Source organism: Candidatus Binataceae bacterium, from assembly GCA_035308025.1.
Lineage (GTDB): Bacteria > Desulfobacterota > Binatia > Binatales > Binataceae > JAJPHI01.
Genome location: DATGHL010000009.1, coordinates 14,500 through 35,415 on the forward strand (window position 1 = coordinate 14,500; position 20,916 = coordinate 35,415).

Below are 20,916 nucleotides of genomic sequence, written 5' to 3' on the forward strand. Positions count from 1 at the left end.
ATCCGCGCTCGCGGACTCCCTTAGAACGAAATTGCTACTTTTAGTAAAGCCAAGCAACTTTTGTCATTCTGAGCGAAGCGAAGAATCCCGGATTTCCCCCTCAGCTGATAGGAGTGATTAACCAAGGTGATCAGGGATAATCGCCATCGGGCGGCGCGGCGATGATCGACGTCAAGGACCTGAGCAAGGCCTACGGCAATTTCCTCGCCGTCAAAGGGGTCTCCTTTCGCGCCGAAAGCGGCCAGATTCTGGGCTTTCTCGGACCCAACGGCGCCGGCAAAACCACCACGATGCGCATCATCACCGGCTTTATGCCGGCGACTTCCGGCACCGTGCTCATCGACGGCCTCGACATCTTCACCAATTCGCTCGAAGCCCGCCGCCTGATCGGCTACCTGCCGGAAAACCCGCCGCTCTATACCGATATGCGCGTCGAGGGCTATCTGAAATTCGTCGCCAAGCTGCGCGGCGTCCGCCGCGCCGAGGTCGAGGACGCCACCGCTCACGTGATCGACGTCTGCGGCCTCACCGAGATGGCTCATCGCATCTGCGGGCAGCTCTCCAAGGGCTATCGCCAGCGCGTCGGGCTCGCCCAGGCCCTGATTCATAATCCGCCCGTACTCGTGCTCGACGAGCCGACCATCGGCCTCGACCCGCGGCAGATTCACGAAATTCGCGAGCTCATCCGCGGCCTCTCGAGCAAGCGCACGATCGTCCTTTCGACCCACATTCTCCCCGAGGTTTCGCAAATCTGCGATCGCGTCGTGATCATTAACGACGGTCAGGTGGCGCTCGAAGAAGACCTCGCGCAATTGCCCGCCGGCACCTCGCTCGAAGAGGTCTTCCTCAACGCCATCTCGCGCGAAGGCCATCTCGCCGGCGCCAGCGCCGAAGAAACTCTCGAGGAGGTCGGCGCCGGCCACTCCGAGGCCTAATCACGATTCGCTTATGAAGAACACGCTCACCATCGCCGGCAAGGAACTCCAAAGCTTTTTCACCCAGCCCGTCGCCTATGTCGTCCTCACGGTTTTCCTGCTGCTCGGCGGATGGTTCTTCTTCTCGATGCTGCGGCAGTTCGACGAGATGATCCAGCTCGTCCAGATGATGGGGCAGACCGCGAACCTCGATCAGATGAATCTCAATTCGCGCGTGATCGATCCGCTGCTGCATGACCTTTCGATCGTTCTGGTAATCGTGATGCCCGCGTTGACCATGCGCGTCTTCGCCGAAGAAAAACGCACCGGCACTTACGAACTCTTGCTCACTGCGCCGATTCGCACTGGCGAAATAGTCGCCGGTAAATTCATCGCCGCCGCAGCTTTCACCCTGATCATGGTGGCGCTGGCCTGGATCTTCCCGGCCATCCTGATGGTTTTCGGCAATCCCGAAGTCGGCGTGATGTTCGCCGGCTATCTCGCCCTCGCGCTGCTGGCGCTGAGTTTCGTTGCCGTCGGGATCTTCACCAGCTCGCTGACGAGCAATCAGATCATCGCCGCGATCAGCTCCTTCGGCATCCTGATTCTGCTCTACGTCATTTCGTGGCCCGCCGAGGCCGGTGTCGGCGTGCTCTGGGCGGTCCTCAAGTACCTGTCGCTGCCCGATCATTTTTCGACGATGGTGCGCGGGGTCATCGATACCAGTGACCTCGTCTTCTTTCTCAGTACGATTCTGCTCGCGCTATTCCTGACCCAGCGTTCGGTCGAATCCGCCCGCTGGCGCTAAGCACAACTTCCAAACCATTTTCGAGAGGCAGGGAATCATCGGATGAGGCGGACATCGGCGCTGGCGGGCCTGCTCGGCATCGTCCTGCTTTCGTTTGGGATTATCGGCTACGCCTTGACCAGCGGCGGCTTCGCCCGCCTGTTCATTTTCGTCAATCTGGTCGCCGGCGCCTTTGCCCTGATCGGTTGGATCGTTTCGAGCCGCGGCGATCTCGGCACGATGGCCGGCCGCCGCACGACGCGCTATGGCGCGAATGCCGCCATCTACTCGATCGCTTTTATATTGCTGCTGGTCGCGGTCAACTATCTGGCTTCAACCCATCATCACCAGTTCGACCTGACCTCGCAAAAGGTCTTCAGTCTGGCCCCCCAGTCGGTCGCCGCGGTCAAGGATCTTAAGCAGCCGCTTAAGCTTTATGGTTTTGTCGCCGGCGGACGCAGCCCGCAGGCCGAATCGCTCTATCAGGAATACAGCTACGCCTCGCCGAAGGTCTCGTACGAACTGGTCGATCCGAACAAACATCCCGAGCTGGCTGAGCGTTTCAAGGTCGCCACCATGAACACCACTCGCGTGCAGCTCGGCGGCGACAACGGTGAGGGCGTCAACGTCACCGAGCTCGGCGAAAGCGGCATTACCAACGCCATTCTCAAGCTAAAGAATTCCACGACCAAAACCGCCTGCTTCATTACCGGCGAGGGCGAGGGCGATCTCGCCGAAGCGCAACAGCAATCCGGCCTGAACGATTTTCAGAAGGCGCTCGAAGGCGAGAACTACTCGGTCAAGACCATCAATCTCGTCACCGAGGCCGCCGTGCCAAAGGATTGCACAGTGCTCATCGTCGCCGGACCGACGCGACCGCTTCTGCCGCACGAGCTCGACATTATCAGCGGCTACCTCGACGACGGCGGCCGCGCGCTCGTGATGCTGCGTCCGATTCGCCCAGACCACTCCGTCGATGAAACCGCACTGGTCAAGTTGCTCGCCGATTGGGGCGTCACGGTCGGTAACAACGTCGTGGTCGATCAGGTTGTGCGCCTCTTCGCTGGCCCAGCCCTGGGCATCAGTCCAACCGTAAACACCTACGGGCCGCACGAAATCACCACCGGTTTCGACAAGCAGACGGTTTTCCCGATGGTGCGCACGGTCGATCCGGCCGGGACGCCAAAAGAGGGACTCGAGGTCGTGTCGCTGGCCAAGACCTCGGAGACTTCGTGGGCCGAAACTGATCTGGCCGCGCTCTTCCTCAAGCAAACCGCCTCCTTCGACAAGGGCGTCGACACCAAAGGCCCGGTCAGCGTGGCCGTCGCCGTTGACGCCAATCTAGATCTGCTCAAACGCGGCAAGGGCAACGCCCGCCTCGTCGTCTTCGGCGATACCGACTTCGCCGACAATCAGTACCTCGACAATTTCTTCAATCGCGACTTCCTGATGAACAGCGTCGATTGGCTCGTCGGCCAGGGCAACTCCATCACGATCCGGCCCCGCGAGCTCCGCGCCTCACGCTTCAACCTGACGATCGCGGAATTCGACGTTGTCTTCGTCCTCTCCGTACTGCTGATTCCCGAATTGCTGTTGCTCGTCGGGATCGCGGTCTGGTGGGAACGCCGTAACTAGGCGCCAACTGGGACAAGCGCTTCGCGATGCCTCTGCGCAACACGATCATCGTCATCGTCCTGCTGCTTCTCATCGGCGGCTACGCGCTCTACCAGCGTCATCAGCCGCCGCCCGAAAAGAATCCCAAGGTCTACGCTCTCGACGCCAAAGATATCCGGAAGATCGAACTGCGCTCGCCCGGACGCGACCTCGTCCTCGAACGCGGCGGTCCCGATCAGTGGAAAATTTTAAAACCCGTCCAGGCCGAGGCTGATCATTTCACCGTCGATGCGATCGCCAATCAGGTGGCCAGTCTCGAGATCACCGATACCGCCGACGCTGCGCCCTCGGACCTCGCGCCCTTCGGACTCAAAGTCCCGGCCGTAGTCCTCACCGTCACGACCAAAGACGGCAAAACGCTGCCCGCGATCCTCGTCGGCGAAAAAGCCCCCATCGGCAATGCCAGCTTCATCAAGGTCGCCGACAAACCCGCCGTCCTGCTGGTTAATCCGGCCTTCGCCGCGATGGTCAACAAACATCTCGACGACGTGCGCTCGCGCAGCTTCTTCACCTTCAAGCCCGACGACGCGCACAAGATTGTCATCGCGAAGGGGACGCAGACCCTCGAATTGAAGCGCGACCTCGGCGACCGCTGGACCATCGTCAAGCCGCGCGACTATCCCGCCGACGACACCGCCGTGACCTCATTCCTCAAGGCGCTCGGCGCCGCGCAAATCGCCCGCTTCATCGACGACCACCCGTCTGATCCATCCAAATACGGACTCGCTAACCCGTCGCTGGCGATCACCCTCGCGAGCGCCGCCAGAGGATCCGCCGAAACGATGCGCTTCGGCTTCAGCCAGCCCGAAGCCGGCGCCAATGCGATCTACGCCCGCACCGGCAACAGTTCGGACAGCCCGGTCTACACAGTTCCCATCAGCGTCTTCAATCTGGCCAACAAAAGTTTCGACGATCTGCGCGACAAGACCGTGATGAACTTCGATCCCAAGAGCGTCGCCAGCGTCCATTTCGTCGGCGGTCCAGTGGATGAAACGCTCGCGCATACCGCGGATAAGAAATGGACGATCTCCTCGCAGGACAAGACCGCGCCCGCCGAACTCCCCGTGGCCGAGAGCTTGCTCGATCAGCTTCATAACCTCAGAGCGACGAAAATCCCCCAGGACCCGATGACAGATCCCAAGCACTTCGGGATGGTCACCCCGACCCTGACAATCACGCTCACCGGCAAAGACGGCAAAGAGCTTGGCGTCTTGCACGCCTCTACGCTCGAAATCACTCAGACCGCCGAAAACTCCGACCAGAAACCCGTGCGCACAACCACCGCCTACGTCACAACCAGTCTCGATCCGGCGGTCTTCGAGGTCAACGCGCAGGCGGTTCGCGATCTCGAAGAGACCGGGAACCGCCTGCGCTCCGACGTCCTGCCGACGCCGACCCCATCGCCCTCCGCGAGCTCGACCCCGCACTAAGAACGTTCAGCACAGAACTGATTGTCATCCTGAGCCGGACGCTAGGCGGAGTGAGCTTGGCGAACGAAGCCGAGCAGGCGAGTCTGCGAGCTGCGTCAAGAATGAAACCAGCGCGAACCGTGTCGAAAGCCTGCCCTGAGCGTAGTCGAAAGGGGACCTGCGCGAAGGGCTCCTCCAACAGTGCAGTGTGCGAGGTTAGCTGGAAGTCCGCTTTCTATGCGCGACCTCGCCTACCCCAATCCCGTAACGAACTCCTTCAGCGTCGCATTGAACTCCAGCGGCTTCTCGAGCTGATGGAAATGCCCGACGTCCTTCACCGTGAGTAGCTTCGCCCCCGGAATGTTATCGGCGAGATACTTGTTGGCCTCAACCGGCGTCGCCTGATCCTCTTCGCCTGCGACCACCAGCGTCGGAGCCTTGATACTCGCGAGCCGGCTCTTGATATTCCAGTTGAATACGCCGTTGGGATCCGCCAGCGACGAGTCAAAAACATGCTTCGGAAAATTCGACTGCACCGCGAAATGCGCACGCATCACGTCGAGAATCTCGGGCCGCTCGCGCTTGCTCTTCGCTGAGACCGCTCCTTCCATCAGCGCTCCGAAAGTCCCCAGATAATCGCTCTGAAAAGCCGCCGCCGTCTCTTTCGGCATATTCTCGCCGAGCGCCGTCCCCGAGCTGAGAATCAGCAGCCCTTTCACCCGATCGGGATAACTCAACGCGAACTGCATCGCCATCATCCCGCCGATCGAGTTGCCGACGATGATCGCCTTCTGCGCCCCAGCCGCGTCCATCACTGCGCGGACGTCGCTGGCGTGTTCCTGGATCGAGTAGCCTCCCGCGGGCTTGTCCGAGCGCCCGTGCCCGCGATGGTCGATCACAATCACCTGGTTCGTGCGTGCAAAGGAAAAGACCTGGTAGTACCAGATGTACCCATTGGTCGACCATGGATGCAGAAACACGATCGGCGTGCCCTGCCCGTAAGTGTCGTAGAAAACCTTGACTGCACCGTTCTGTGCGATTGGCATCGCTATTCCTCCCGATAAAAGCTTTGTCTCAGGCTTGAGCCGATACCACGAACTGCGCGAATCGCGCAAACTATCGTTCGCCCAACCTCTTAGCCCGCATCGGCGACGCGCGGCAACACCTTGGTCCAGAACAGTTCGAGCGTCTTCAACACTCGGTCATGTGGCATCAGTCCATTGTAGATCCACGCGAAAATCCAGCGGATCGGCAGCCGCTTGACCAGCCGCTCCAGTTGCCGCGTCACCGTATCGACCGACCCGACCAGCGCCAGGCTGTTGTCCCATAAATCGGGCGTCTCGCCGGTCTTCGGATCTTCCATCCCTTTGGAAAAGCCGAACGGCTCGAACCATTCGCGTCCGCAAAAATAGCCGCTGTCGCGCCACAGCGCCTTGGCCTCCTCGTCGGTATCCGCAATCACGATATCGCGCAGGACGCCCATCCCAGCGCCCAGCGGGGTGCCGGAGGCCTCCGCGTAAATCTCGCACAACTGCCGCTCATATTCCGGAAACAGCGGCGGCAGTACCGCCGTTACATTCTCTGCCGCGCACCAGCGAATGCTGCGCTCCGACGACGCGAACGGCTGAAACACCGGCGGATGAGGTTTTTGCACCGGCTTCGGCACCACGCTTACGGCCTTGACGATCCCGTTCTCGACGCCGCGTCCCCATTTATCCGTCGCCGCGATCGCCCACGGCGTCTCGCCCGGCGGCACCCGCCAGTACTTGCCCTGATAGCTCAGGGTATCCTCGGTCCAAGCCCGCTTGATAATCCGGAAGCATTCTTCGAACGCCGCTCGATTCGCGTCATCGATCGCGTCGTGCTGATGCGGCTGGGCGCCGTGAATGCCGTGGGTCTGTTGCGCCATGATATCCACCCAGCGCCGCTGGTAGCCGCGCGCAAAGCCGGCGTTCGCCCGCCCACCGGTCATATGATCGAGCATCGCAATATCTTCGGCCACCCGGATCGGATTACTCGCGGGCAACACCACTCCAAGCTGCCCCACGCGGATGCGTTTGGTCTGCATCCCGATATAGAGGTCCAGCATCACCGGATTGTTCGACAACTCGAATCCCTCGGCGTGAAAGTGATGTTCCGTAAAGGAGATCGAATCGTAACCCAGCGCGTCGGCGAGCTGCGCTTGAGCGCTTACCTCGGCGAGCATCTGGTCGTACAGCTCGCCGCGCAGCCCTACCATGCCCTGCTCGATTTGCGCCCGATTCCCAACCGTCGGCAGATAAAACAGCGATACTTTCATCTCCACTCCATCCGAAAAATTCGGCTGAGTGGATCATATACGCCCGAAACCGGCGCGACTATCGCCGGGTTGCGGCCCCGCGCCACCAGCCGATACTCTGCCGATTCGAGAGTCGCAAAACCCCGAAGAGCCTACGCTCATCGAATTGGGAGGAGAGATCGAATGCTGAAGGAATTCAAGGAATTCGCCATGAAGGGCAACGTGCTGGATATGGCCGTTGGCATCATCCTCGGTGTTGCCTTTGGCAAAATCATTACTTCGCTGGTGGGTGATATTATTATGCCGCCGATCGGCTTGATGCTCGGCCGCGTCGATTTTAATTCGCTCTTCGTCAGTCTCGACGGCAAATCCTACGCCACCTTGGCGCTGGCCAAGGCAGCCGGCGCACCGACCATTAACTACGGCGCCTTCGTTAACACGATTCTCGACTTCCTGATCGTCGCCTTCGTGATGTTCCTGCTGGTCCGCCAAGCCAACCGGCTGATGCCCGCGCCCCCCGAGCCAACCACCAAAGATTGCCCGTTTTGCCTTTCGCCGATTTCGCTCAAAGCCACCCGCTGCCCGCATTGTACGTCGCCCATCGCGGCCTGACCCGTTGCGTCAACCGCGCTGCAATCAGAGACACTGGTGCAGTTTGCTTCTAAAGATCCTTGGAGAGGCAACAAGATGTTATGGGGAACGGCGCGCGTGCCTAGCACAAAAAAGAGGGACCGGCTTTTCTGCCGATCCCTTCTTCGGAAATATTCAATTAAAAGTTGGTCCAGCCTTTATCCTGTGTTACGCACGCCCTGTAGTCCTTGGCCAAATTCGAGGATTTGGTTCAGGCGGGCGGCCTCCTCTGAGGACACCAAATATGTTTGAGTTTTGCCTTCGAACGTCACGATCAATCTCCTACGATTTCCCCGTCGTTTCAAAATAAAAACAACAAGGGCGGAGATAACTGAGGTGACCGCTCCTGCGGCCACAAGTATGAGTGCTGCCATACTTTTAATCCTCCGCTAGAGCTACACATAACAGACTTGCGAAAAATGTCACTAAGAAAATGATCCCCGAACCTTCGACCACGCGAGCAACAATGTGGGCCGGATCGGTCTGTATTTGCTCATACCACCAAGCTGATCCAGTCGCCGCTACGATGCAACCCCCGCCAGCCAAGATCTTAAAAAACCTAATGACCCTTACGTCCGGCTGAACCAATCACTCCGCCCGCAGCATCCGCTCCGATAGCGGTCACTATCAGCAATAGTTCTCCTCGCGGCCATAGCAAGCTTCCATCCCGCCATATGCTGAGAGGATTAGCGATTTTACCATCGTCCCATAACTTGAGGCCAGTCACGATGAAGGGCATCAGGGACATAATAACGGTAAATATAAGCCATCGTAGCACTCTAATAGACATCGCGAGCCAATATTAGCGTGCTTATTTCCAAAATGTCAAGGAAAGGCGGATACTATCGCAGTTTAAGATTCGCGCTGCTTCTTCCATCGCGCCTGAACGGCCTTGCGAGCGATCTCTGAGCGCTGCGCCTGCGGCAGCTTGGTCTTGCGGGCGATTCCGCCCTTCAACCCGCCCTTGCGTCCCAGCGCGACCGCATGAGGTTCTTTTTCTCGCTCTACGGGTTCGGGTTCTACCGGCTGCCCGGTCGCGAGCTTGACGACTTGTGCTGCAAGCTGGTTCATGTCGCGCGGCATCCGCTTGCGTTGTATCATGGGTCAAGTATCGCGCGAGGCGCGCAATTCTTTCAAGCCCGATTTATTTTCAAACTGCACCAGTGCCCAATCAGAAGGCGCAGATCCACTGATTGTTGACGCCATCGGCAAACGCTCCGGTCTTGGCCCCGCTCGAGGTGCAGGCGCTGGGCGGATTGGTCGGCGGATCGCAGTTAGAACACCAGGTGCGGCCGCCATTGATCGCGGTCGCCGGCAGATTAGCGAAGGTACTGCCGTTCACAATCAGCGTCGACGCCACCGCGACGTTGCCGCCTGGCAGGACCGTCAGCGTCGGCGTGGTAAAGCTCGAACCGCCAGTTGTAGTGGATGGCGTAATTTCACATCCCCCGTTCACATTCACGTCGCAGCCGAAGATCCAGTTGTCGTGCGTGCCTTGCGGATCCATCATCTCTACCTGCGCGCCATAGATCGCGTTCTGCGTGGGCGACGGCGCGACGATCAGGCGGCCAAAACTGTCGGCGACATTGGCCGAGGAAATCTGATTTTGCAGGCTGTGCTCGATTGTGCCGCCGGCCGACGTCGTGGTCCACGCTACGCCGTCACCTTCGCTGTACACCACAGCGTTGATGCTATTGGTCTGCAGCGTCGGCGGCGTCGGCGAGCCGAACAGATTGTTCTTGGAAAACATGGTCAGTCCGGCGTCCAGCGTGATGTTGTCGCCGTGCCCGTCGCACCAATTGTCCGCAAAATGCAGCCCGGCCACTGCCGTGCTTCCCGCGACCGTCGCGGTCGGCTCCACCCGCAGGCAATCCACGCCCGCCGGACCTTCATACTCGGTATGCGTTATCGTGCCTTCGATCCCGACGTCGTATATGTGGAAGGCCGGGCTCGGGCCCTGACTCGCCGTTCCGCTCGCGCGATCGACGTATAGCCCGCCATCGCTGATTTGCGCGATACAGACGTTGGGGCCCCCAAGGCATGAGGGTTCGAATAACGCCGAAATCGGAAACCCAGCGTTGCTCGAGTTGATTACATAGCCTATCGAGCGCGCGTCGCTCTGCGGAAACGACGTATGCGTCTGATCCAGCACAAACTCCGACACGTCGGCGCTCGGATACTCGCCGTCGGTGATGATATTGCCGCCGATCTCAAAGCCATGATGCGCGCCGTTGACGCTCACCTCCTGCAGCCGCGCTTTGTCATTGCCTGACAGGGTCGTGAGTGACGCGTCCAGATGAACGCCGGTCATCGCGGCGGACGGACTCGCGCCGCCGTTGACATTGCGCGCGTCCAGATTCCCGCACATGATCCGCTCGCGCAGGCCGTCGTACATGTCGATCATGTCCATCTCGTCGGGGCCGCTCCATTGCAGTGTCGTGCCGAAAACAAAGCCGGGCGCCGCTGTACCCTGACCATAATCAGTGCCGCCGCAATCCAGGTTGAGCGTCGCTTCCGACGGGACAATCAACGGCTTCGGCAGCGAGTAGATGCCGCGCTGCAATCTGACGGCGCCGCCCGCCGGCGTGGTACTCGACCCGGCCAACGAGTTGAGGGCAGTCTGAATCGGCGTCCAGTCATCATGCACCATTTGCGTTGTCGTGCTGACGGCGCTGTTCGCGTTCAACGTCAAGGATAGAGTTCCGGCGCCATTCTGAATCGTCGTGAATATCCAGTCCCGCGTTGGGCTCGAAAGCTTCGGCGGATAGGCGCCGGTCGGCGTGTAGACCGCCCAGATGTTCGTCCCGATTGCCGGTGCGCCGGTGAACGAAACCGTCAGGGCGCCCGTGTTGTAATTGATCGAACCCGCGCCGCAGCCCGGCCCGTTCAAAATACCGCTGCCGTTGTCCGTGCAGACCACCGAACCTGCGCTCACCGTCAAACTCCCGCTATCCAATGGAGGCTGTTGCAGCGTCGCGCTGAACGAGGTTTTGATGCCGTCGCCAAGCGCGATGAACTCGGGCGGCGCATACGTCAGGCCGACGTCGGCGGCCCCAAGAAAGGACTGGCCGCCGGCGGCGATCGCCGGAACATATTTGAGAAATTTTGGTACGCAACCGCTGCCGCGGCAACTCTTCGCGATATAACCCTGTGCGTTGGCGACCGTCGCCCATTCGAGCTGCACCCAGGCTGACGGCCCGAGCATCGCCTGCGCATTAGTCACCGTCGCCGTCGGCCCGCACGCCGATATCCCATTGTTCTGATCGACGGTCTCGACGCAGTAGGAATAACTGGTCGAGCCGGTTCCGCCCAGCGTCTCGAAAAGCGGGTAATTGCTCCCGCTCGCGCTGCCGCAGGTGCTCCCCGTACACCACGCCGGCGCCGCGATCGTCGCGACCGGCCCAGCGTTTACCAGCGCCACCAGTTGCCCGTTCTGCCAATCGCCGGCATTGCCCAGCGTCACATTCGGCGACGACGCCGTCGTCGTGGCCGTTCCCACGACGTTCGACGAAACCGCGCCATACATCGGCGCCAGCGGATTTGCTTCGCCATCGAGATTGAAGCCCGTGATCGTATCGCCTGTCAGGCCGGGCGTCAGCGACGACAAATTAAGTAGCGAGAAGCCGTTCATGCTGTAGTTGCCCGCGGCATTCGCCAGCGCATTGATCCCGTTGTTCGTCGTCAGCGGGGTCTGCCCGTTCAGCACGCTGCTTACCGTCGGGTTGGGATAACTCCCGCTTAAGTCGTGGCCCGCCGCACCCGAGGGCGGACCGCCCGCGGCGCTGCCGCCGCTGCAGGTCCATTGCCCGCCGGAGCCCAGCGCCATCGCGCCGCTACCGCCACCGGCGCAAACCGCGGCTTGAATACAGTCCTGGCACCAGTAAAGCTGCCCGTCCTGTTCCGGGGTCGCCGCCAGTAGCGCATAGTTCAATGGCACCATGCGCGGACTGACCGGAGTCACTCCCGAGAGGTGATTATTGATATCGTCGCGAAATTGCTGGCCGGCGCCGATACCGGTGTAATTGGGAATCGGCTGATATTGTGCTTTCGCAGCCGGCGCCAGCATGATTACCGCCAACCCGGTTAAGAGTATCAGCACGAAATCCCGACAAACTTCGCCTAGCCGCATTTTCATCCCTCTCGAATTAGCCACTTCGTGCGAGCACGTAGACTCACCTTAGGTGAATGCATCCCCTGCCCCGTCCGTCCCGCGCCGGCCATACTATTGGCAGACAAACCGTCAGTGCAGCGCCGCTAGTGCAGCACCACCGTCCAGTAAGGTGATGGACCCTTCAGGCTTTTTTCGTAAGGGTGAAATTCTTCAGCCTGAAGCGCCCGAGATCTGGGACGCCGCAGCTATGATGGGTAAGAAGGGATTTCTATTCGTGGAGCCGCGTCAGGCCTGAGCAGTCCTGGACGGCCCCGCTCCAAAACCGATTGCGCGGGTCCGCGGCTTCAGCGGCATCGATAAAGCCGCGACTTCCAGTCCCAGCCATGCGCAGCCAATGCACCGACATGCCCGTGATCCAGATCGAGGTCGCACAGCCGCCACTGCCCCGCCTCGGCGCTTTCCGCCTCGCGCAGGATAGCCACCGGCTCATCGGACCCGATAGAGACGTCGAACGAATCCAACGGAATCGACAGGCCCTTGCCGCGCGCCTTGATATAGGCCTCTTTGCGCGTCCAGCACTGGAAAAAAGCCTGAGCCCACAGGCTCTGTGGCATCGCCTCGAGCCGCTGGACTTCGTCGGCGGAGAAAAAATTTCGAGCGACGTCTCGATCCGCGCGCGCAGGCACGAGTTCTTCGACATCGACGCCCACTTCACGACCGCGCGTAATTGCCAAAATCGCCAGCTCACCCGAGTGCGCAAGGTTGAAGCGCAACGCTTCGCCGGCTCCTGCCAGGGACGGCTTGCCGAACTCGTTATATGAAAATTCGAGAGCACTCGGCGCGTTTTGCACATAGCCGCCGATCAGCTCCCGCATGGTGCCGCGTCCCGCCATGAAGCGTCGACGATCGCGCGCGAAATGAAACCGGCGGGCGCGCTCCAATTCGTCGGCCGCGAGCGTCACCTCCAACTCGCCCAAGGTCTCCTCGTCAACGTCAAGACGCACCGTCCAGATGTGAATTTCGTCTTCACCGAGTTCAGGCGTCCGCCGGATTTGCCTGTGGGTGCCCGCCTGCCTCACCTCAAACTTCATGACCGATGCGGCCGTTGCGCCCGCGATCGACGGTAGGCGCCAATCCGGCCTCGACCGTTTCGGGCGCCTGGCCGTTGCTCGCCAGCCGCTTGAGCACCTCTGCGATCGTGCGAAACTCGAAGATCTGCAGCGGTTCAATCTGCAGGCCGGCTTGCCGCGCCCTCGCCGCGATCCGGAAGATATGCACCGAATCTCCGCCTAGCTCGAAGATGTCGTCGTGGATTCCCACCCGTGCGAGCGCGAGAACCTGCTGCCAGATCTCGCATAGCGCCTCTTCGTCCGGCGTCGCCGGCGCGGAGCTCTCACGCGGAGCAACTTCGCCGACAATCGCCGGCAACGGCAGCGCTTTCCGATCGAGCTTGCCGTTGTGCGTCAACGGCATCGCCTTCAGCGCAACGAACTGCGACGGCGTCATGTACTCCGGCAGGCGCTCTCGCACCAGCGCCCGCAATTCGCTGCTGTCCGCCTCAGCGCCCGGCCAATAGACCACGTAGGCCACAAGGCGCGCGGCCTCGGTACCGCCTCCGACCAATGCCACGGCGGCCTCTTTCACGCCCGGATGACCCGCCAGGAGCGCTTCGATCTCGCCCAACTCGATTCGATAGCCGCGCAGCTTGACTTGATTGTCGCCACGACCGACAAAGCTCACTTCGCCGTCACGCGTAAAGCGCACCGTATCGCCGGTCTTGAAGAGTCGTGCATTCGCCTCCGCGCGATAACCATCGGCGACGAATTTTCCCCGGGTTAATTCCTCGCGCTTGAGATAGCCGCGCGCGACTCCATCGCCACCGATATAGAGTTCGCCGGGAACTCCGATCGCCACCGGCTCGCCGTAACGGTCGATCACATAGAATTGCGTATTGGCGATCGGCCGCCCCAGGCTTATGCGATCAGCGTCGGCGATGCGTGCACAGGCCGACCAGATTGTGGTTTCGGTTGGACCATACATATTCCACAACTCGCCGCCAGTCGCGATCAGCCGTTCTGCCAGATCTTTCGGCATGGCCTCGCCGCCACACAGCATCTTCAGGCGCGGCTCACCACTCCAACCAGCCTCTAGCAACAGCCGCCACGTTGTCGGCGTGGCTTGCATGACGGTCGCGCCCGTCCGCTGCAACTCAGCCAACAACCGCGTCCCGTCGACGGTCATTTCGCGGCTCGCGATTACCACGCGGCCGCCCGCGATCAGCGGAGTCAGCAGCTCTAGCGCCGCGATATCGAACGACAGCGTCGTCACCGCCAGCATGCCGTCTGCCGCCTCGAAGCCCGGCCGCGCGCACATCGCCACGAGCAGGTTCACCAGCGCACGATTCGAGATCTCGACACCCTTGGGTCGTCCGGTGGAGCCCGAGGTGTAGATCACATACGCGAGGTCATCCGGACGCGCTCGCACGGACGCTGCCGGAGCTGCAGGTTCCGCTTCGATCCGCCCGCGATCACGGTCGAAACAGACGCGCTTGCCCGCATAGTTCCCCAGCGTGTTCTCGAGTTCGCTTTGCGTCAGTACAGCCGCTGCCGCAGTCTCTTCGAGCATGAAGCGGATGCGCTCTGCGGGGTAGATCGGATCCAGCGGCAGATAGGTGCAGCCGGCCTTCATCACGCCTAGCAACGCGACGATCATATCAAGCGATCGTTCAACATAGATCGCCACCACCGCACCCGCCGGCACGCCGAGCCAGCCCAGATAGTTCGCGACCTGATTCGCACGCGCGTCCAATTCGGCATAAGTAAGCGCCCGCTCGGCAAAGATTGCAGCGAGCGCCGCCGGCGTCCGCGCCGCCTGCTCCGCAAACAGCTGATGGGCCAGCCGATCCTGCGGATAATCGGTCGCGGTCCGATTCCATTCGACCAGCATCCGTTCGCGTTCCGCCGCCGCCAGCATCGGCAGCCGCCCGGTCGTCACACCCGCGTCCGCCGCAAAGCCTTCGAGCAGGGTCTCGTAGTGGCCAAGCCAGCGGTCGATCGTCTCTTCGTCGAAGAGGTCGCGACTGTAATCGCAATCCAGCACCAGTCCGTCCGCCCCCTCGACGACGTTTAAAAACAGATCGAAATTAACGAAGCTTTTCGGATTGGCCTCGACCCGGGTTTCAAGTTCGTGGAAGACCGCCCCGTTGCCCACACGCTCCAGATTGAATTGCACATCGAGCAGCGGCAGCCGCCCGGCCTCGCGATGAACATTCACGCTGCGCACCAGCGTCCCATAGGTGTAATTCTGATGGTCATACGCATCGAGTACGTTGCGCTTCGTCAGCGCGAGCAGCTCGGCAAAGCGTTTCTCAGGCGCGGCGTCAGCGCGGATCGGCAGAAGGTTCACGCAGTGCCCGACTAGATTCTCGCCTGCGGCCATCGATTGCCCGGCGGTCGGAATCCCAACCACGACGTCCTGCTGATCGCCGAGCCGCGCCAGCAGCGCATCGAAGCCCGCGAGCAGCGTTGCGAAGAGCGTGCAGCCCTCACGCGCGCCGGCCTGCCGAATCCGTTGTGTCGCCGCAGCGTCTATAGTTCTCCGGTACGACGCCCCCGCGTACCCTTTCGAGCTACGCCGTGGCCGATCACTCGGCAGCGCCAGCGGCGTCACCGGCTGCGCGAATTGCCCGATCCAGTACCGATGCGCCGACTCGCGCTCGTCGCTCGTCAGCGCCGCCTGCTCCGCCGCCACGTATTCCGCGAATTGCATCGCCACCGGCAGCGTCGGCGCGATCCCCGTGCGCAGACCGTTATAGATCTGCGCCAGCTCCTCCAGCATCACGTTGGTTGACCAGCCATCGCACACAATGTGATGAGTCGTAACGATCAAGCGATAGTCATTCGCGTCGAGCTTAATCAATTGCGCCCGGATCAATGGTCCCTTCACTAGATCGAATGGCGCCGCAGCATCCTCACGGATCAACTCATCTATGCGCGCGGTCTGCGCCGGCGCGCTCGTCGCCGATAGATCAAGCTGCGCGATATCCAGGTCGAGTACCGGCGCAAACTCCTGATACTCGCCGTCCGCGCTAAAGCGCGCGCGCAACGCGTCATGCCGCGCAATTACCCGGTTCAACGCTTGACTCAAGGCGTCGGCGTCAAGCGCACCGCGGATAAACAGGCTGAAGGATTCGTTAAAGCAACACGATGCCGCCTGGCTGAGATTCGCCGCAAGCCAGACCTCGCGCTGCGCCTCGCTCAAGGGATGACGTCCCGTCTCGGCGACGCGGTCGACTCCGCTCACCAGCGCTCCCGACTCATGCGGCAGAAAACCGGCCGCCTGCATCTCGACAATCGACTCGCGGAAGGCGCGCACGATTTGCGCGAGATCATCATCGCTGTGCGCCGTCGTGAGGAAAAGCGGAAAGCCTTCCTGAATATAGATTCCGCGTTCGCGCATGCAGTAGTAAAACAGGCTCGCGAACGTAAGCTCCGCCGGGAAACTGAAGTATGAAATCGCGCCAAAACTCTCGACCCGCGTCGGCACGCCGCGTTCCGCGAGAATCGCATTGAGTTCGCCGACGAGTCTCTCAGTTTTTTCCCCCAGCTCGATCTGCAACTCAGGACCGGCGGCCTTGAAATGCCGCAGCGCCGCGCGCACCGCGGCCAGCGTCAGCGGATGACGAAAAAAAGTGCCGGCGAAGAACGTGACTCCCGTCTCCGGAAACGAATCGTCACCGTTTTGCCACGGACCGCCATCCAGCGCATCCATGAAGCTCGCCTTGCCCGCCACCACTCCGATCGGCAGACCGCCGCCGATCACCTTGCCGTACGTCGCGATATCCGCGCGGATCCCGAACAGCGCCTGCGCCCCGCCCTGATGAACGCGAAAACCCGTCACGACTTCGTCGAAAATCAGCGCCGTTCCGGCCTTCTCGGTTAGCCGTCTGACCTCGCGTAAAAACTCGACCGGCTGCAACCCCGGATGGCGGCTCTGCACCGGCTCGACCATCACCGCAGCGAGTTCGCCCACATGCTCTTCGAGATACTTGAGCGCCTCCGCCGTGCCGTAATCGAGCACGACGACGTTCTCCACTTTTTCGCGCGGAATCCCCGGCGCCAGCGGCAACGACCTGAAGCCGCCCGCGCCCTTAACGCTCTTGACCAGCACCTCGTCGAACATCCCGTGATACGAACCATTGAAAAACGCGATCTTCATCCGCCCGGTGACCGTCCGCGCCAGCCGCACCGCCGCTACCACGGCTTCCGATCCCGTGGTACAGAAGCTCGCCCGCTCCATGCCGGTCAGTTCGCACAGCAGCTCGGCGACTTCGCCGGCCAGCGCCGTCTGCGGCCCGGTCTCCCAGCCCTGTTCGAGCTGCGCCGCTACGGCCTCCTTGATGAACTCCGGTGCGTGCCCGAACAGAATCGGCCCAAAGCCGTTGACGACGTCGATATATTCGTTGCCGTCGAGATCCCAGAATTTCGAGCCCTGCGAACGCGCCGCGACGATCGGATAGACGAGCTCCTTCCACTCACGGCGAAAGCCCGCCGCGTTGCGCGGATCCGCCAGCCAGCCGCGATTCGAGGCGACGTGCGCCTTTGACTTCGCCGTCCGCCGCGTATAGCGCGCGATCAGATCATCCAGCCGCGCCCGTTGCGCCGTCGTCAACTCGCCGGCGTGCGCGCCCTCGATTGGCCGGAAGCGGCCAATTTGCCTGACCTCATTGCTCGTCGCCGCCACACTCTGACCGGCGACCGGCGACGCGCTCCTGGATGGTCCCGGCGGCGTCGCTCCTGCTGGCGCCATCATGCTTTGCGCACGCGGCTTCACGACATCTTCTGCCGTTACCGGCTGAGCGCCGCGCAGCGCCTCGAGTTGCTTCGCCATGACGTCGGCAAGCGTCGCCAGTTGCTGCTTGAACAGATCTTCGAGTGCTCCACCCCCGCCAATACTTTCGGTGCGCTCGGCTATCGCGGCCGCGATCGGAGCCGCAGACTCCGCGACCTTTGCCGCCGGCGTCCGGCTCGTCACCGTTGGCGGCTGAAACGTCTCCGGCGCGAGCTTTTCATCCAGATGTGCCGCCAGCGACTCCAGCGTCGAGAGCTTATCCAGCAGTTGCCGGAAAGTTATTTTGAGGGCGAATTTGCTCAGAATCGCCTGCGATACTTGCGTCAAAAACAGCGAGTCGAACCCCAACTCCAGGAACGTCGCCGCGCCATCGATCGCCGCCGCTTCGATTCCTGACAGCTCCTCGAAAATTGCCGCGACCATCGCTTGCAGATACGCCTTGCGGCTCACCGGCTGCGCTTCATCAATCATCTGTAACTGAGCTTCCTCATCTTTCTCCTGCTGCCTGAAGGCTTCCGCCGCCCCGCCTCTGCCCGCGTAATCGCTCGCCGCATCCGCAACCATCGGGCGAACTTGCTCGCCCTCTTTGGGCGCAGCATTTGTGTTCGCCTCGATCCAGAAACGCTTGCGTTCAAATGGATAGAGCGGCAGCGCCACCCGCAGCCGCCGTTCACCCTCATACAGTTTTGACCATTCCGGCGCGCCGCCGTGCAACCAAAGCCGGCCCAACAGATTCAGGAACGCCACCTCACCGGATTGCGTCCCGCTGCCGTCGGGCATCGACGAAACCATGAGCTGTCTGGCATCGCTGCCCGCATGCTGCCGCGCCAGCGTCACCAGCGTATTGCCCGGTCCCACCTCCACCAACGCGTAATCGCCCGTGCGCAGCATTGTTATCCCATCGGAAAAGCGCACCGGCGCGCGCAGATGCCGCGTCCAGTATTGCGGATCCGTCGCTTCGCTATCGCTGATCCAGCGGCCGCTCACGCCCGAGACGAACGGAATCTGCGGCGGCCGCAGTTTGACGTTGGCGACCACTGCGGCGAAGCGCTCGAGCACCGGCTCCATCATGCTCGAGTGAAACGCGTGCGACGTGCGCAGCCGCCGGCACACCACCCCCGCACGGCCGAGCTTCGCCTCCGCCTCTACAATCGCGGCTAACGGCCCGGCGATCACGCTCAGCAACGGTGCATTGATCGCGGCGATACTCAGCTCGCCGCCGAGAAATTCTCGCGCCGTGCTTTCAGGCGCGCGAAGCGCCAGCATCGCCCCCGCCGGCATCTCCTGCATCAGGCGGCCGCGCTCAGCCACCACGCGTAACGCATCGCCGGCGCTGAACACGCCCGCGAGCGTCGCCGCGACAAACTCACCAACGCTATGCCCGATCATGGCCGCGGGTTGGATTCCGTATTTCTCGAGCAGTTGCGCTAATGCGTATTCAACGATAAACAACGCCGGCTGCGCATACTGAGTATTATTAATTGCCTCAGTCTCACCTGCCGGATTCTCACTGAGTACTAACTCACGCAGCCTCCTCTGCAACTCGGGCTCGAGACTCGCGAGGCATTCCTCGGCCGCTTCGCGAAACGCCGCTTCGCGCGTGCAGAGCTCGCGGCCCATCGCTACGTATTGCGCACCCTGGCCCGGAAACATGAACGCCGCGCGAAAGTTTTCCGGCCGCGCGCGATTAAGCGCGACGCGCTTTGGCTCGCGTTCAATCAACGACCGCGCCGCTTCTGCTGCATCCGCCGCCACCGTCATCTGCCGCCACTCGAACGGATGGCGTCCGACCATCAGCGTATAGGCGACATCCGCGAGCGAACTCTCCCGATACCCGGTGAGCTGTTGCGCCAGCGCGCCGCTCGTCGCCTCCAGCGCGGCCCCGCTGCGCGCCGACAAAATCACGAGATGAGCGCCACGCGCCGATGCTGGGCTTTTTTCCTCCGGCATCTCTTCGAGCACGGCATGTGCATTGGTGCCGCCGATACCGAAGGCGCTCACCCCCGCGCGCCGCGGCGTGGTGCCGGAATCCCATGGCCGCAGCGTCGCATTTACGTAGAACGGTGAGTCATCAAGATTAAGGGCTGCGTTCGGCCGCCGATAATGCAGCACCGGCGGAATCATCTTGCGATGTAACGACAGCGCCGTCTTGATCAGCCCGGTCACGCCCGCCGCTGCTTCCAGATGGCCGATGTTGGTCTTCGCCGTGCCGAGCGCGCAGAAGCCGCGCTCGCTCGTATGCCGCCGAAAGGCCTGCGTCAGCGCCGCGAGCTCGATCGGATCGCCAAGCGGCGTCGCCGTGCCATGCGCTTCGATATAGCTTATGGTGCGCGGATCGAACTCCGCCGCCGCCTGCGCCATCGCGATCGCCTGCGCCTGACCCTCAACGCCCGGCGCCGCATAACCGACCTTCTGCGCGCCGTCGTTATTCACGCCGAAACCGCGGATAACCGCATAGATCCGATCACCATCGGAGATCGCTTCCTCGAGGCGTTTCAGCAGCACCACGCCGGCGCCGTCGCCAAAGACCGTCCCGTCCGCCGCCTCGTCAAAGGTCCGGCAATGGCCGTCGCCCGAAACCATCCCGCCCGCTTCGTAGAGATAGCCGCGGCGCTGCGGCAGGTTGATCGACACTCCCCCGGCCAGCGCCAGATCGCACTGAAAATTCTGCAAAGCGAGGCCAGCCTGGCCCACCGCCACCAGCGAGGTCGAACACGCACAATTGATCGTAAACGCCGGTCCCCGCAGATTCAGCTTGTAGGCCACACGTGTCGCCAGGAAGTCCGCGTTGGCGCCCAGCATCGCGACGGCATTGCTCACCGGATAGCCCGCCGTATAGTCGTCGATAAAGCCGCGCGCGCCACCGAGATTGCGCATGAAGTAGCTATTCGGACTGCAACCCGCATACACCCCGGTCATGCCGGGATAACGCAGCGGGTCGTAGCCCGCATCCTCGAAGGCGTGCCAGCAGCACTCAAGAAAAATTCGTTGCTGCGGATCGATCAGCTCCGCTTCGCGCGGATAAATCCCGAAGAAGGCCGCGTCGAACTGATCGACATCGGCCATAATCGCGCGCGCCCGTACGTAGTTCGGCGCCCGCGTTTCGGCGTTCGCTATCTCCAGTTCATCCGCGCCGAAATGCCGAATCGATTCGATCCCGGCGCAGAGATTGTTCCAGAACTCGGCGATATCGCGCGCGCCCGGAAAGCGCCCGGCCATCCCGATGATCGCGATATCGGTGATGCGTGGTTCCATTGATGCAG

Annotated in this window: 12 protein-coding genes; 5 read left to right on the plus strand and 7 right to left on the minus strand. The window is 61.6% G+C overall.

The annotated features are described in order from the left end of the window. The first annotated feature begins 161 nt into the window (after window positions 1-161). From VKS22_02440 to VKS22_02455, 4 genes are read left to right on the plus strand one after another with little or no spacing between them, the layout of a single operon-like run. Window positions 162-935 (plus strand): ATP-binding cassette domain-containing protein, encoded by a 774-nt coding sequence (locus VKS22_02440; GenBank protein HLW69459.1) that lies wholly within the window; start codon window positions 162-164, stop codon window positions 933-935. Window positions 936-948: 13 nt separating this feature from the next. Next, the gene (locus VKS22_02445) at window positions 949-1,722 is read left to right on the plus strand and encodes an ABC transporter permease subunit (protein HLW69460.1); all 774 of its coding nucleotides are present in this window, start codon (window positions 949-951) and stop codon (window positions 1,720-1,722) included. 42 nt (window positions 1,723-1,764) lie between these two features. Next, window positions 1,765-3,336: a DUF4350 domain-containing protein gene (locus tag VKS22_02450; protein HLW69461.1), complete on the plus strand. Its 1,572-nt coding sequence runs from the start codon at window positions 1,765-1,767 to the stop codon at window positions 3,334-3,336. A gap of 26 nt (window positions 3,337-3,362) precedes the next feature. Beyond that, window positions 3,363-4,805, plus strand: a complete 1,443-nt coding sequence (locus tag VKS22_02455) for a DUF4340 domain-containing protein (GenBank protein ID HLW69462.1) — start codon at window positions 3,363-3,365, stop codon at window positions 4,803-4,805. Between the two features lie 230 nt (window positions 4,806-5,035). On the opposite strand, the gene VKS22_02460 is transcribed toward VKS22_02455, so the two are convergent. Beyond that, window positions 5,036-5,830, minus strand: coding sequence for an alpha/beta fold hydrolase (locus tag VKS22_02460; protein HLW69463.1), 795 nt, complete (start codon window positions 5,828-5,830; stop codon window positions 5,036-5,038). Window positions 5,831-5,919: 89 nt separating this feature from the next. Further along, window positions 5,920-7,083: an LLM class flavin-dependent oxidoreductase gene (locus VKS22_02465; protein HLW69464.1), complete on the minus strand. Its 1,164-nt coding sequence runs from the start codon at window positions 7,081-7,083 to the stop codon at window positions 5,920-5,922. Window positions 7,084-7,245: 162 nt separating this feature from the next. Between VKS22_02465 and mscL the strand changes: the two genes are divergently transcribed. After that, entirely contained in the window at window positions 7,246-7,674 is a 429-nt protein-coding gene (gene mscL / locus VKS22_02470) for a large conductance mechanosensitive channel protein MscL (protein ID HLW69465.1), read from the plus strand. A gap of 176 nt (window positions 7,675-7,850) precedes the next feature. Here the strand turns inward: mscL and VKS22_02475 are convergent, their stop codons facing one another. The 5 genes from VKS22_02475 to VKS22_02495 form a co-directional block, all read right to left on the minus strand. Beyond that, a complete protein-coding gene (locus tag VKS22_02475) occupies window positions 7,851-8,066 on the minus strand; it encodes a hypothetical protein (protein ID HLW69466.1) in 216 nt (71 codons plus the stop codon). A 478-nt stretch (window positions 8,067-8,544) separates the two neighbouring features. Then, window positions 8,545-8,793 carry a hypothetical protein gene (locus tag VKS22_02480; GenBank protein ID HLW69467.1) on the minus strand — a complete coding sequence of 83 codons (249 nt, stop codon included), beginning with the start codon at window positions 8,791-8,793 and terminating at the stop codon, window positions 8,545-8,547. Window positions 8,794-8,863: 70 nt separating this feature from the next. Continuing rightward, complete coding sequence (locus VKS22_02485) at window positions 8,864-11,791, minus strand: hypothetical protein (GenBank protein HLW69468.1); 2,928 nt, start codon at window positions 11,789-11,791, stop codon at window positions 8,864-8,866. A 356-nt stretch (window positions 11,792-12,147) separates the two neighbouring features. Then, complete coding sequence (locus tag VKS22_02490) at window positions 12,148-12,894, minus strand: 4'-phosphopantetheinyl transferase superfamily protein (protein HLW69469.1); 747 nt, start codon at window positions 12,892-12,894, stop codon at window positions 12,148-12,150. After that, entirely contained in the window at window positions 12,884-20,908 is an 8,025-nt protein-coding gene (locus tag VKS22_02495) for an amino acid adenylation domain-containing protein (GenBank protein ID HLW69470.1), read from the minus strand. Before VKS22_02495 ends, VKS22_02490 begins: the two co-directional genes overlap by 11 nt. Between the last annotated feature and the right edge of the window lie 8 nt (window positions 20,909-20,916).

Excerpts from the sequence above, each read along its gene's own strand:
- VKS22_02440 (HLW69459.1), top strand. The coding sequence starts at position 162 with ATGATCGACGTCAAGGACCTGAGCAAGGCCTACGGCAATTTCCTCGCC.
- VKS22_02445 (HLW69460.1), top strand. The coding sequence starts at position 949 with ATGAAGAACACGCTCACCATCGCCGGCAAGGAACTCCAAAGCTTTTTC.
- VKS22_02450 (HLW69461.1), top strand. The coding sequence starts at position 1,765 with ATGAGGCGGACATCGGCGCTGGCGGGCCTGCTCGGCATCGTCCTGCTT.
- VKS22_02455 (HLW69462.1), top strand. The coding sequence starts at position 3,363 with ATGCCTCTGCGCAACACGATCATCGTCATCGTCCTGCTGCTTCTCATC.
- VKS22_02460 (HLW69463.1), bottom strand. The coding sequence starts at position 5,830 with ATGCCAATCGCACAGAACGGTGCAGTCAAGGTTTTCTACGACACTTAC.
- VKS22_02465 (HLW69464.1), bottom strand. The coding sequence starts at position 7,083 with ATGAAAGTATCGCTGTTTTATCTGCCGACGGTTGGGAATCGGGCGCAA.
- mscL (HLW69465.1), top strand. The coding sequence starts at position 7,246 with ATGCTGAAGGAATTCAAGGAATTCGCCATGAAGGGCAACGTGCTGGAT.
- VKS22_02475 (HLW69466.1), bottom strand. The coding sequence starts at position 8,066 with ATGGCAGCACTCATACTTGTGGCCGCAGGAGCGGTCACCTCAGTTATC.
- VKS22_02480 (HLW69467.1), bottom strand. The coding sequence starts at position 8,793 with ATGATACAACGCAAGCGGATGCCGCGCGACATGAACCAGCTTGCAGCA.
- VKS22_02490 (HLW69469.1), bottom strand. The coding sequence starts at position 12,894 with ATGAAGTTTGAGGTGAGGCAGGCGGGCACCCACAGGCAAATCCGGCGG.
- VKS22_02495 (HLW69470.1), bottom strand. The coding sequence starts at position 20,908 with ATGGAACCACGCATCACCGATATCGCGATCATCGGGATGGCCGGGCGC.